The organism is Rickettsia sp., assembly GCF_965035265.1.
The window spans coordinates 1-14268 of record NZ_CBCDJS010000026.1 but is presented as its reverse complement, the minus strand read 5'-3'; the positions used below and the strand labels follow the sequence as shown (position 1 = coordinate 14268).

Here is a 14268-nt window from a genome sequence, read left to right as displayed (position 1 = left end):
TGTTTAAATTGCTCACAAAATTCTTCAAAGCTACCGAAATCTTTATTAATTTGTTCTAATATTTTACCGCTTGGCTTACCTCCACCCCGCGGCTTTATTGAATGCCAAAAAAAGGTATGATTCCATATTTGGGCTGCATTATTAAAAATAGCGGCATTTGAGTTTTGTGATGACCATTCGATTATTTCCTCTAAATCTTTCTTTTGTAGTTCTTCTTTATCTGAAAGTAGTTTATTTAGATTTTGTACATAAGCATTATGATGTTTACCATGATGATAATCGAAAGTCTCGTGAGTAAAATGCGGTTTAAAACTCTCTTTATCATAAGGTAAGTCAGGTAAGACAAACGGATAAGAAGTTTGATTAGATTTGTTGCAATAGGTCATAATTATTTTCTCCTAGGTTTGTTTTTATACTGTGTCATACCGCGGCTTGACCGCGGTACCCAGTTAAGAATACTAACTTATTAGTATTCCTAGTTGTTTTTATGGTTCCCGTGGTCAAGCCACGGGATGACAATTGGATAGCAATTTATAAAAATCGGAAGCTAAATAAAGCGATCCGGTTATTATAATATTTGCTTTATTATTGCCGTTTATCTTCTTTATATCACTAATCGCTTCTTCGAGTGAGTCGCTTTCGCTAAAATCAATACCGCTCTTTCTGCTTTCCAAATTTATTGTTTCTGCACTATAGCTTAATGGTTCGGATAAAACTTTAACACCGTAACCTTTAATTGTCAAACCCTTAAAGTAAGAGCAAAATTTCTCGACATTCCTATTTTTAGTCATACCGAGTATTAAATATATCGGTGATTTTAAATTATCACGAACCCAATTTGCCAAAACTTGAGCTCCGCTATTATTGTGAGCTGCGTCTACCCAAATTTGAACATTATCACCTATTAATTTGGAGTATTTTTGTGGATCGATTTTTTCAATTCTTGCAGGCCAAATAGTATTTTGTAGTCCCTTAGAGATAACTTCATTACTTATATTAAATTGTTTATTTATCAAACTTATTAAAGCAATAACGCTTGCAGCATTGATTAATTGATGATCGCCGGCTAAAGAGGGAGCCAGAAATTCATAGGTAAAATTTCGTGATGAGTAGATAAATCCGTTGTCCGTCTTTTTAATACCGAAATCATATTCATAACAGAAACTAGGTACTTCTAGCTCTTCAGCCTTTGCAAATAATGTTGCATAAACTTCCAAGGTCTGCATACTTATAACGCAAGGAACACAAGACTTCATAATACCGGCTTTCTCAACTGCTATTAGAGGTAATGTATCACCCAGCATATTCATATGATCATATGAAATAGGTGTAATTAAAGTAATTAACGGCTGCTTCACTATATTTGTTGCGTCTAACCGACCGCCAAGGCCCGTCTCTAAAATTAGTATATCGGCTTTAGTATTTGCAAATGCTAGAAACGCTGCTGCCGTAGTACCTTCAAAGAAGCTAGGTTCGATATTAAATTTTTCGCTTACTACCCTTACCTGCTCGCAAACCTGCCATAATTCATTATCTGAGATTTTCTCGCCTGCTATTACGATTCGTTCATTAAATTCTAATAAATGAGGGGAAGTATAACAATGTACTTTATAACCGGCAAGCGTAAATATGCTTTTGAGCATAGCGACACTTGAACCTTTACCGTTTGTACCTGCTATATGTATGACGGGAGGAAGTCTTAAATGAGGATCACCTAAAGCATTCAAAAGTCCTTTAACATTCTCTAAATCATATTTGATTTGATTTTTCCAATTCCGAGTCGGCGCCGGAAAATGCGGCATTAGCATTTGTTACTGTTTTTTTATGAATGAAAGTTGGTGTTTTTGCATGGCTTGAAAAATCTACTCGATGTCATTCCCGCGGAAGCGGGAATCCATGATAAAGCGAGATAAATCGAGCTTTTAAAAAGCTTAAAAGTACTGGATTCCCGCTTCTGCGGGAATAACATCGAAACTTTAGATCAACTGTTTTTAGGCAATACTGAAGTTCATTGAGTCTTTGGTTTTACTATATTGACAAGCCCAACTAGTAATATTGACTTTATTATACCGGGTACAATGAAAAATAGTACACCACTATAAAACGCTTCTTTTAATCCTAAGAATTTAGACAACCACAGCCAACCGAGTCCGCTAACTATAGCATTACCGATTAAACATAAAATAAACTGATTTAAGAATTTATTAGCGATAAAAGCTTTACTTTTTAAGCTTGCCATGACATATACAGCAATTGGAAAACCAGCCAAATATCCAGCAGTAGGTCCTGTTAATTTAGCGAGTCCACCTGAATAATTCATCATAACAGGCACGCCCATAACGCCTATAGTAATGTAACATAACATTGTCAATGGAGCAGTAATTTTATCGTAAGTAAGCCCGATAAATAGTACTGCAATGGTTTGTAACGTTACGGGAATAGGTTTAAAAGGTATTGTTATTTGTGAACAAATTGCAAGTAAAGCCACACCTAAAAATACTTCAAGAGTTCTTTGTTTGAGTAAAGGAAAAGAAATTGAATTAAGTTGCATAAGCTACCTCATAATTTATTTTTAAAGTAAATAACTAAATAGAATGATATAAGATTGCTGTCAATAATTAAAATTCAAAAATCTAAATCTATATAATAGCTCGGAGGGGTAAAACCTGGGATTCGATCTTGTAATAATAACCTAAAAGCCGGTCTTGATTTAATTAGTGAATACCAATGTTTGATAAGTGTCCATTTATCCCAATAAATTTCACCGAAATAGTCTAGTACCGATAAGTGACAGCTTGCGGCAATATCGGCAATAGTCAGTGAATCCGATGCGATATAGCTCCTTCTTTCTAGTAAGGAAGTTATATATTCTAAATGATAATTTAAATTATTTTTTGCGGCACGTAAAAACTCGGTTCTTGGGCTGCTCATTTTAGCAATTGATCTTATAACTTTTTCATCGATGATAATTTTGGTAACTTCACGATAAAACTTATCGTTAAACCAAAAAAATAATCGTCTAATTTCGGTACAAATATCAATATCTTCATCTAAAAAATTAAAATTCGGATATTTGCTATTAAGATATTCGACAAAGGGATAAATTCCTATTACGAATAAGCCGTATGATTCTTCTAAAACAGGTAAAGTTCCTGACGGGCTTATCTTTAAGAATTCTTTATTAAATTGCCAATAATCTTCTTTAATCGTAGTAAATTCTATATCTAATTCTTTTAAAAAGACACGAGCTTGTCTTGAAAGAGGACAAATAGGATAATGATATAACTTTTTCATTAAATTGTTCTATGTCATTCCCGCGTAGGCGGGAATCTAATAATAAACAGGTTTAATATGTTGTAAAAATAAAAATTTTATTTTCTACTGGATTCCCGCCTACGCGGGAATGACACAAAGCTAGTTTCTGTATGATTTATGATTAAGTTTTACATAAGGATTTATATAAAACTTAAAAAGGTCTATAAGCCGGATTCTGTATGAATTAAATTCATTGCAGTTATTTATCTAGGATAAACGTTACCGTTTACCTCAAGCGATCTACCCGCATTACAAGCCGGTTAGAGATAACCCGGGAACTTACAATATTGAGTTCTGTAACGCCTATTTGATCTTGCTCTTGGTGGGGTTTACCATGCGTAATTTGTTACCAACTTACCGGTACGCTCTTACCGTACCTTTTCACCCTTACCAAAAATACTCGATCAACTTCAAAAATTGGCTACGTCATCCTACAAGAGCTACGGTTCTCACGTATTAAGTATACGCTGCGACCCTCGCCTTGTGGATTCCTTGCTCTTTTTGAAGTTGATCTTCGTATTCATACTTGGCGGTATATTTTCTGTGGTACTTTCCCTAAAGTAAATTAATACTCCGCCGGAGATTAGCCGGCACCATACCTCTATAGAGTCCGGACTTTCCTCGTGGCCTATAGTTTTGCTATATCACCACGCAACTGCACGACCGTTTAGAATTATGGTCAATTTTCTTAAATTAGTCAATAACATTTAGAAGAAATTCAATTAACTTAATAAGTATAATAACAAATTTATTAATAAATTTAAAATTTCAACTATTTTATTAAAGATATTCTTAATTTAACGTTGCTACTATGTTTTTCATACTGTATAAATATGGTTTAATGCTCCTAAACACATAATATTGTTAGCAAATTTTGATATATGATATGAAAAAATTAATTTATTATTTTGGCAGTAATGGTAGTGATGGAAACGCTGGTATGAAAAATATACTAGGTAATAAAGGTGCCGGTCTTGCCGAAATGTCTAACCTAAAACTACCTATTCCGGATGGTTTTACAATAACTACGGAGCTATGTAATTACTTTTATACCCACAATAATAACTTTCCTAAAAATTTTCAAAATGACTTAAAAAATGCTATTACAAATCTTGAAGCAACTACCGGTAAAATTTTCGGCAGTACAAGCAATCCTTTGTTATTATCGGTGCGATCGGGTTCCACGGTTTCAATGCCTGGAATGATGGATACTATCCTTAATCTTGGAATGAATAACGAAGTGTGTAATGCTCTTGCTGATTCGTGCGGTGATAAACGATTTGCTCTTGATAGTTACAAAAGATTTTTAGAAATGTACGGCTCAACGGTATTATCTATACCTAGTGATTTATTTGAACAAATTTACGAAAAACACAAGATTCAAGCTGATATTTATAAAGATAGCGACATTACTGTAGAACTATTAGAAAAAATTATTGATGATTTCAAACGGTTGTATATTAAGTATACTAAGCAACTAATTAATAATCCTTATGAACAATTAGAATCGGCAATTAAAGCGGTGCTACATTCATGGATGAGTAATAGAGCGGTTATATACAGAAAAATTAATAATATTTCGGAGGACTTCGGTACGGCTATCAATATCCAAGCTATGGTTTTCGGTAATTTAGGTAAAACTTCAGCTACGGGAGTTGCTTTTACTAGGTCACCCTCTACAGGAGAAAAAAAGCTCTTTGGGGAGTTTTTGATAAATGCTCAAGGTGAAGACATAGTTTCGGGAACTAGAACACCTATGCCTATTATCGCAAATGATTCAAACTCTATGCAAGCAATGATGCCAAAAGTGTTTAATGAGTTATCACAAATTGCAAAAAAGCTTGAAGAACATTACTTAGATATGCAGGATATAGAATTCACTATAGAAAATAATAAATTATATATCTTGCAAACACGTACTGCAAAAAGAACAGCCATTGCGGCTATTAACGTTGCCGTACAAATGGTGGAAGAAAAGCTTATTTCTAAAGAACAAGCCTTAATGCGAATTGATCCGGAATCATTAAATCAATTATTACATACAAGAATTGATTACAGTAAGGGGCTTATTTCTATTGCCGAGGGCCTTCCTGCTTCTCCAGGTGCTGCAACCGGTATTGCAGTATTTTCGCCTTATGATGCCGAAAAACTATCTCATCACCATAAAGTAATTTTAGTACGACATGATACCAGCCCTGAAGATATTAACGGGATGCATGTTTCTGCTGGTATCTTAACTATTAGAGGGGGAATGACTTCTCATGCCGCAGTTGTGGCAAGAGGTATGGGGAAACCTTGTGTTTGCGGCACAAGTAATTTATTAGTAGATGAGAAGAAACAAACATTAAGTGTGGGCGACCTAATTATTAAACAAGGTGACGTTATAACGATTGATGGAGGTAGCGGTAAAGTCTTTTTAGGGGAAATGCCGTTAATTCAACCTACTTTCAGTGAGGAATCAAAGTTAATTTTAGATTGGGCAGACGAAATTAGCAGCTTAAAAGTTCGTGCAAATGCCGAAACGGTTAATGATGCTTTAGTATCCGTAAAGTTTGGAGCTCAAGGTATCGGTTTGTGCCGTAGCGAACATATGTTTTTTGATAAAAATAAAATTCCTTTAGTAAGGGAAATGATTATTGCTCCTGATATAGAGCGAAGAAAGCTTGCCGTGCAGAAATTATTACCTCTGCAAACTGAAGATTTTAAAGCTTTATTCAGAGTAATGAAAGGCAAACCAGTAAATATTAGATTACTTGATCCGCCGTTGCATGAATTTTTACCTACCACCGACGAAGACAAAAAAAATCTAGCAAATAGCTTAAATCTACCTTTATCTATGATTAATCAGCGTCTTCATGCTATGCATGAAGTAAATCCTATGCTTGGTCATCGCGGGTGCCGCCTTGGTATATGTTCACCGGAAATTTACCAAATGCAAGTTGAAGCAATCTTTACAGCCATTTTTGAGTTACATAAAAAAGAAAATATAGAGTGTAATTTAGAGCTAATGATTCCTCTGATTAGTAATGTAGGAGAGATAAAAAAGCTTAAAATTGATATTTATGAGATAATCCACGAATTAGAAAAAAATTATAAACATAAATTCTCTTTTAGCCTCGGCACTATGATTGAGCTACCGAGAGCAGCACTTAGTAGTAAAAAAATAGCCAAAGAAGTTGACTATTTCAGCTTTGGTACTAATGATTTAACCCAAACTACTTATGGAATCTCTAGAGATGACATAGCCTCTTTCTTACCTTATTATTTAGAAGAAAAGATTTTTGAATCCGATCCGTTTACTACTCTAGATGAAGAAGGAGTAGGAGAATTAATTGAAATAGCTATAAAACGAGGAAAAAGCAGTAATGCTAATTTAAAACTCGGTGCTTGCGGGGAGCATGCAGGAAACCCTGCTTCCATAGAATTTTTCCATAGAATGAATTTAAACTATGTATCATGCTCTCCATACCGTATCCCTATAGCAAGGATTGCCGCAGCACAAGCTAAAATTAAACATGGGTGATAAAGGCGTTGTTGCGTAGTACTGGACAGTTTATAAAAAAACCGTCATTGCGAGCAGCCGTAGGCTGCGTGGCAATCTCATGAAATAATAACAAACGCCTGAGATTGCTTCGTCAAAATTTTCAATTTTTCCTCGCAATGACGAAAAAACTGAATCCCATAAGAACAACCTCTCCCAATTCCTAAACCGGCATTTCAAATGTCGATAACTCACCTATAAGATTACTAGAATCACCTACCGGTATTATTGTATATTCATCGGCATCTTTAACAGCATTATGATTACCCTCTTTATCAAATATGATTAGATATTTATCGCCGTTTCGATATACTATACTAGGATATAACCTGCTATCTTGATCAATTTTTAATTCTATTTTATCACCAAAGAATTTTACTCCGTTTTCCCCTTCGCTTCTATGAACAACACCCTTTTTTAGAGCATTAGTAAATATATCAAATGTTACCTTTTCAAGTTTTAGGTTAGAATCAATTACTGCATACCAATCCTTCTTAACCTTGATAACTTCTTCTGACTTTGTCGTAAAATCTACTCCATCATCAATATGCCATGAAATTGTCTTTTTACTCCCAAGTAATTTTTGTACTTGTTGTTTGTGTAGTTTTTCTTTTTTATATTTAAAATATTTTTGAACTAATTTTTGATCAAACTGAATAAGAGCAGCATGATCTTCTGCGTTTATTATTGTTTCTATTTTTTTAAAGCTATCTTTATCCTTCGGTGCTTCAGATACTGATCTTACAAACGGCTCATATATCATTTTATCGGAAGAAAGCGTAGAGGTTTCAATTATTTCTTTTTCTTTTGGTGTAGATTCTATAGGAACTTCGTTAAGTAAATGATCTTCATTACTACTTAATATAGCTTGTATAAATGTTCCTTCTTTTATCAAATATAGAAGTCGCTCTTTAGTTTCAGCCGGTATTTCAGAATTATTTAAAGAATCACCATATAATTTTTCTATATTCTGTATATAAATTTTTACTTGTTGATTAGAATTTGCCTGATAAAATTTGCTGCTATAAGCTGCAACAATAAACTCTACCCATTTTTTATCTATAAGCACTTCCGGGTTAATATCTGCTAAAATTTTGTCGCATTTGTTTAAATATTGATCATTCGAATTATAAAAAATAAGTTCTAGGTGTTTTAATGCTAAAATATTATGATTAGCTAAAATGGCAGGATATTTTTGATATATTTTATTTAAAAATTTACATCCATTAGTAAAATCTTTTTGTTTTAAAAATGATACCAAACAATTATGCGTTGTATCATAAAATAACTGGTTATTATTTGTCGTTACTGCTTGCTTTAATATTTTGTCACAGGCACTATAAGCTAATTCAAACTGTCCGTTATATGTATATTGCTTGGCTTGTATATTATAATATAATTGGCTTTTTGAAGGATCATTTTTAAATTTATTAAGGGATAATTTATCAAAATTATACTTCGCCAATATAGTGTTAAATGCTTCTAGGTTTTGTGAGTTAGGTAATGTTAAATAAGTTGTTATTAGCAATAAAGATTTAAGATCGTTATCTGTTATTTTTTCTGCTTCTGCAATAGCTGCATTTGGATTATGTAACGTATTAAGATAAATATTATGTTTGTTTACTATTATGCTCTGGCTCTGGCTAGGAGCTAATCGCTCTGCTTTAGATAAATAATCCAGTGCTTTCAAAGAATCAAAGTTAGAATAAACAATTCCTAAATTATTAAAAACCTTAACTTGATCCTCTTTTGACAAAGCTTTTGCTGTAGATAAATTTTCTTCAATTATTTTAGCATATTTTATACTCCTTAAATTGTCACCTTGGTCATAAACTTCTTGCATCAAACGTGAACAGAACAATAATAATACATCTGAAAAAATTTTTGAAAGATTTTTATTTTTTTCTAAAACTTCTATAATATAATTTTCTAATTCTGGTCTTTCATTAAATTTAAAAATTTTATGAACATTAATGGCTGATACAATTGTATCAGATATATTACGCAAAATATCCTTTCTACTCTCATCTTGATATTCGGATATAGAACTAATTTTACTGTTAATAAATTGTTGCTGAATTTCTATTACTTTAGGAAGTAGGTGATATTCTTTACCTAATATAAGTTTATAATAATTAGATCTCAGCTGTACATTTTCTTCTATAGATTTTAAATTTTCTGAAAACTCGGTATAATGTGTTTTTGTCTTATCAGATAAACTAGTGTTGTTTTTTACACTGGGATGATTTCTTGCTTTTTCATATAGTATGTAACTATTTAACTTTATCAAATTATTATGTATAGCATCTAATAGTTTAGTAGCCTCATCATGCCTAGCCTTATATGCGATTGCTAAATTACTAATTACATGCTAATCTATTTTAGTGCCTTTTTGTATAAGTAGCTTTACGATGTCTGTATGGTTAGATAATATTGCGTATTCCACCGGTAAATAATTACCACCGTCCGGTTGATTTATATCAAAATTTTTACTAAGAAGATATTCGGTACAGTTTTTAGCTCCATACATTGCAGAAAAATGAAGCATAGATATTGGATTTAAACCATCTACAGGTTTTTTAAAGTCTAATTTTAGTGTTTCTATAAAATATTTTAGTAGATCTACTCTGTCGCTTGCTGCAATAAATTCAAAATGTTTTGATATTTCCGGTGCAGTTAATTTACCGTCGTTTTTAGAAAATAATTCAAGAATGCGTAAATCTTTACTATTTATAGCTACCGTAATTAATTTATCTCTACTTATAGGATCATTTATCAAAAATTGTATTTCTTCTTTCAAAAGTTTTTCATTTGCTTTAACTGAAAAATTACTAACACTAGTATTACTAGCACTTGCTACCTTTTTAACTTGTTTCTTCCCCATATATCTACTCAAATTAAGTTAATTAGTTATTAAGAAATTAAGTACTATAAACTTTTTTTAAGAGATTGCAAGGTTTACATTTTTATACTTGTTGGGCAGAATGTCTATAGTGAATTATTTTTAAAAATATATGATCATAATACCGATATTAAGCCTTTTTGGGTTCTCGTCTTTTTTTGCCAAATATTTCAAAACAAAATTGACCTTTGCTATTCCCGTAACAATCAGCATATTAGTATCAATTTTATATTGTTTTGCTATGTTAAAGCTGTTACCGGCTGCAACATATGTAAGTTATTTCATCGGTATATTTTTAGCTTTCATGTCATTCCCGTCCTTTATGTCATCCTCACCCTTTATGTCATCCTCGCCCTTCATGTCATTCCCGCGAAAGCGGGAATCCAGAAAAAATATAATTGAAATTATTATATTCGTTTTACTAATTTTCATATTTTTTCTTTATACAAGAGACGCCTCACTGCATGCTTATGATGATTTTTCGCACTGGGGCGTATTTACTAAGGAATTGCTATATTCCAGTGTTTTTGAGAATCAGGCTTCGTTAACTTCTATCATTACTACTCACGCTCATTATCCAAGAGGTGCTGCTGTTTATCATTATTTTATGCTTTCACTTTCAGGCTATTCGGATGGTAATGTATTATTTGTTCATTTCTTATTACATTTAGCATTTTTAGCACCTCTGGCTGCAAATAAGAAACTTTGGCAAACTGGTATGTTGTTTTCTATGATACTTTGCGGCGTAGTATTATATACGACGGGAATTCGCTCAATATATAACGACAGTACTATTGGCTTAATGTTTGGAGCTATTTTTGCAATTTATATCCTTGAGGAAGACAAGAAAAAGGCATTATTGCTTATTTTACCTATAACGATATTGCTTGCACTCTTTCGAGAAATTGGAACATGGTTTGCAAGTTTTGCTTCGATAATTCTTATAGCTCATTATACAATTTTTTATAAAAAGCCTAAAAAATCAAGCGATTATATTGTATATCTGATACTACTTACCCTACCGATTCTATGTAGTTTTATTTGGATGAGCTATTTTAAAAATACTCATGATTTTTTTGATAGAGGCGAACATAGTTTTAGCAAGTTAGTATATATTGCTGAAAATTTTAATGAACAGCATAGATCATTATTGCTAAATTACGGTAAGTTTCTTCTGTTATTCCTAGTAAAGGAAGGAAGTTTAGTGGTATATACTATTTGTATAGCGGCATGGTATGGAATTCGTAAATATAAACCGGATTTGCTGAAAGAGTATAAATTTTTTCTGATAAGTACATTTGCTTGCTTTATAATCTTTGCTTTGTGGCGGTTATATTTATATTTCTTTAACTTTAGTTATGAGGAGGCAGTTAGAGGAGCATCGTTACTTAGATATCTAGGATGTTATGTTATAGCTATCGGAATGATTGCAGCTGCATATGTTAAAGATAGTGTTTTCTTAAATAAGCAAAGTAATAAAGAGTTGTTTATATTCGTTCTGCTCCTTACTATTTCTACATTTTCCGTAGTAAAAAATATACTAAGAATCAAACACTTAAACTTAGAACAAAAGAATTTTATCCAGCAAACAACAGAAGTTAAAAAGCTATTAGAGCAAGGCAATAAAATTGAATTTAACTTTAGCGGTAAGAAAGATAATTTACAATGTTATATATTAAATTATAATCTAGCACCGTATTTAGGTAAAAAATCTTTACAAGAATGTATAAAAGCTCTTAAAGGAGCAATTATAGAAGCAGAAGCAGCAGCAGTATACGCTCCTTTTAAATATTAATGTCATTCCCGCGAGGCATTGTTGCGTGGACCAGTTTTTCCAGTGTCATCCCGCGACTTGATCGCGGGATCCAGTTAAAAATACTAATATTATTAGTATTTTTTATTATTTTTGGACCCCGTGGTCAAGCCACGGGGTGACACAGTGGATTTTACCGGTCCATGCAACAACGCCCTTTCGCAGGAATGACATTAATGAGGCCAACACCCCAATGAAATGAGATAAAACTACTAAAATGGATATAAAATATAATTTAGCTGCCGCTTACCGAATAATGGCGTATTTATCACTGGATGACCATACTTATACGCATCTATCCGCAAGACCTAAAGAAGCTGATTTTTACTATATTTATCCTTTTGGACTAAGGTTTGAAGAAGTAACTACAGAGAATCTTTTAAAAGTTAGTTTAGACGGAAAAATTTTAGAAGGGGAAGAATATCAATATAATAAAACCAGCTATTTTATTCATGGCAGTATTTACAAAGCACGGCCTGATATTTCTGCTATTTTTCATTATCATACTCCCGCAAGCATAGCGGTTTCTGTTTTAAAATGCGGGCTTTTACCGTTCAGCCAGTGGGCATTACATTTTTATGATAGAATTTCTTACCATAATTATAATTCTTTAATACTTGATGCTAATACACAAAGTAATAGATTAATAGATGACCTTAAGCAAAATTACGCGATGTTACTTCGTAATCACGGTGCTATTACTTGCGGCAAAACTATTCATGAAGCTATGTTTTATACTTACCATTTAGAACAAGCTTGTAAAACGCAGGTGCTACTAAATTCTAAAGAACAACAAGAGCTTATAGTACCTTCCGTAGAAATATGTAAGCAGACGGTAAAAGATTTATTATCGTTTGAAGAAGATTTAGGCAAACGTGACTGGGAAGCTTGGCTACGACTTGTGAAGATGTGATTATAAATGATTCTTGCAGCTTTAAATTTAATATCTTGTATTACCTTTACTATAAATCATCAATAGCAAATGACAAAAGTAATTTGCTATTTGCATTATAAAGCTCTTATTTCCCCGTGATAACAATTAAGCTCAAAAGAATTAGGATGAAATCGAGAGCAAGTATCTAAGGCTATAATATTAATAATATTAGTATCATTATCTACTTCTTTTAACCAACTAATTAATGATTCTAAATATTTATGAGATTCTTGAGATTCATCACCTCCAATAATTCTTACTTGAATTAAATTATTTTTTATAATACTGTCAGGGTTTAATTCTTTTATTAATTCTCTTAATTGTTGTTTATTAATAGCACGAGCTAGTACAACTTTTCCTAACTGTACTGAAAAGAAACTGCAGGAAATTTCATTATTTAGTTCATTAGAAAAAAGTACACTATTATCTTGCATACTACAAATTTTATATTCCCTAGATTTAACTTCTATTTTCATCTTGTCCATCCTGTGTTCTTATTATTTGTATCTTTATTATTAGAGTTTAAAGGTTTTTGTGATGTAGATGTTGACCTCAGACTTTCACTTAAATCAATATTCTTAACTAAAGATTTGATTTTGTTTAATTTTACAAATTCTGCAGGGTTTGATTTTAATTCATTAAACTCTAATAAAAGTTTTGAAGGAGTAACCTTTGAATCCCTAAGAACGTCATTAATATTATCTAATATTTGTTGTTTATCCGATGAAGATATAGAAGATTGATCATCTACATAGTTTTTTACTTGTTCTTTAAAAACCTTCTTTACAAAATCTGGATTTTCATTCCAAAAATGTTCGACAGTTTCTTGCTCAGTTTTATAAGCAGTATAACTCATTTTTGTAAAACTTAGTTCTCCTAAAATATTTTTTATCTTTGCCCACTCAGGTAATAACATAGAAGAAAAATAGTAGTTTGTTAGTTTCTCTTGCTCTTCAGTAGACAAGTTTATAGGTGTTATTTCTTTGCTAATTGTAAAATCAAATGCCTCATGTAAACCTTGTGGATCTTTCTCAAGATATAACCTTTGAAGTCTTAATGATTGATCTTTAGTTCTTTTTCCCGGTGTTGCATATTCTATTTGAGCTGTTTGAGGATCAAAGACAATGGCAGGAGATTTATGTTTATCCAATATATCGGCAGATTTTATATCTATATTTGGAAATTCTTTTAATTCATTAATTACTTTCTTAAGGTTATCATTAGAAGTATGTTTTGAAGAGTCTGAATCTTCTCCCCCCATTAGGTAAATATTTAGTTTTTTATCTTTTGGAAATTTAGGTAATAAATCTTGGGTAATTGCTGTATTTACATTAGTGTTCAAATCAATATGACCTAATACCGATTTTTTAGTTTCCGGGTCTTGAACAATCACCACTATACATGCCGTTACAAGATGAGTACCTATTTTTTCTTTATCAGAGATCCCAGACTCTCTTTGTTCTATTAATTGAGCATCATAATCTACTTTATTATGAAATAAAATATAAGATTTATTATAATGTTCAACAACTTTAAAATGATCTCCTTGTGATTTATAAATAGAGCCAAGAGCTAAATTTGATTTTAGTTCTAGAATTTTATCATTACTTTCTATACTTTGTTTTAGGTTTTTCTCGTTGTCTATTTTATTTTTTTCTAAATTACCTTGTTTTGAATATATTTTAGTTATTAAATCTTGTGGTATTTCCGCATGATAGACTGATCTAGAATTTAATGCAATATTCAGAGCTTCAGTACAGTTT

General features: G+C 32.0%; 12 protein-coding genes and 1 other RNA gene. 3 read left to right on the top strand and 10 right to left on the bottom strand.

Features of this window, described 5'->3' with window-relative positions; translation table 11 throughout:
- From AC1Z7D_RS02835 to rnpB, 5 genes are all read right to left on the bottom strand, one after another.
- The coding region (locus tag AC1Z7D_RS02835) for a superoxide dismutase (RefSeq protein WP_482601774.1) at positions 1–386 on the bottom strand (386 nt) is incomplete at its 3' end.
- A gap of 114 nt (positions 387–500) precedes the next feature.
- Entirely contained in the window at positions 501–1808 is a 1308-nt protein-coding gene (locus tag AC1Z7D_RS02830) for a folylpolyglutamate synthase/dihydrofolate synthase family protein (protein ID WP_482601772.1), read from the bottom strand.
- Positions 1809–2008: 200 nt separating this feature from the next.
- Positions 2009–2551, bottom strand: a complete 543-nt coding sequence (locus tag AC1Z7D_RS02825) for a biotin transporter BioY (protein ID WP_482601770.1) — start codon at positions 2549–2551, stop codon at positions 2009–2011.
- 74 nt (positions 2552–2625) lie between these two features.
- Positions 2626–3294, bottom strand: coding sequence for a glutathione S-transferase family protein (locus AC1Z7D_RS02820; protein ID WP_482601768.1), 669 nt, complete (start codon positions 3292–3294; stop codon positions 2626–2628).
- A gap of 169 nt (positions 3295–3463) precedes the next feature.
- Positions 3464–3986: RNase P RNA component class A (gene rnpB, locus AC1Z7D_RS02815), an RNA gene on the bottom strand.
- A 215-nt stretch (positions 3987–4201) separates the two neighbouring features.
- Between rnpB and ppdK the strand changes: the two genes are divergently transcribed.
- Positions 4202–6838: a pyruvate, phosphate dikinase gene (ppdK, locus tag AC1Z7D_RS02810; RefSeq protein ID WP_482601766.1), complete on the top strand. Its 2637-nt coding sequence runs from the start codon at positions 4202–4204 to the stop codon at positions 6836–6838.
- 181 nt (positions 6839–7019) lie between these two features.
- Here ppdK and AC1Z7D_RS02805 read toward each other — a convergent pair whose 3' ends face one another.
- The 3 genes from AC1Z7D_RS02805 to AC1Z7D_RS02795 all read right to left on the bottom strand — a co-directional run bounded on the left by AC1Z7D_RS02805 (position 7020) and on the right by AC1Z7D_RS02795 (position 9971).
- On the bottom strand, positions 7020–9146 hold the full coding sequence (locus AC1Z7D_RS02805) for a hypothetical protein (protein ID WP_482601764.1): 2127 nt from the start codon (positions 9144–9146) through the stop codon (positions 7020–7022).
- Between the two features lie 81 nt (positions 9147–9227).
- Positions 9228–9740 carry an ankyrin repeat domain-containing protein gene (locus AC1Z7D_RS02800; RefSeq protein ID WP_482601762.1) on the bottom strand — a complete coding sequence of 171 codons (513 nt, stop codon included), beginning with the start codon at positions 9738–9740 and terminating at the stop codon, positions 9228–9230.
- A gap of 120 nt (positions 9741–9860) precedes the next feature.
- Positions 9861–9971: a pyruvate phosphate dikinase gene (locus AC1Z7D_RS02795; protein WP_482601760.1), complete on the bottom strand. Its 111-nt coding sequence runs from the start codon at positions 9969–9971 to the stop codon at positions 9861–9863.
- Positions 9972–9999: 28 nt separating this feature from the next.
- On the opposite strand from AC1Z7D_RS02795, the gene AC1Z7D_RS02790 reads away from it, so the two are divergent.
- Positions 10000–11553: a hypothetical protein gene (locus AC1Z7D_RS02790; RefSeq protein ID WP_482601758.1), complete on the top strand. Its 1554-nt coding sequence runs from the start codon at positions 10000–10002 to the stop codon at positions 11551–11553.
- A gap of 235 nt (positions 11554–11788) precedes the next feature.
- Positions 11789–12484 carry a class II aldolase/adducin family protein gene (locus AC1Z7D_RS02785; RefSeq protein WP_482601756.1) on the top strand — a complete coding sequence of 232 codons (696 nt, stop codon included), beginning with the start codon at positions 11789–11791 and terminating at the stop codon, positions 12482–12484.
- A 95-nt stretch (positions 12485–12579) separates the two neighbouring features.
- Here the strand turns inward: AC1Z7D_RS02785 and AC1Z7D_RS02780 are convergent, their stop codons facing one another.
- The gene (locus tag AC1Z7D_RS02780) at positions 12580–12981 is read right to left on the bottom strand and encodes a hypothetical protein (protein ID WP_482601754.1); all 402 of its coding nucleotides are present in this window, start codon (positions 12979–12981) and stop codon (positions 12580–12582) included.
- Positions 12978–14268: hypothetical protein (locus AC1Z7D_RS02775; RefSeq protein ID WP_482601752.1), on the bottom strand; the 1291-nt coding region annotated here is incomplete at its 5' end. The genes AC1Z7D_RS02775 and AC1Z7D_RS02780, both read right to left, overlap by 4 nt.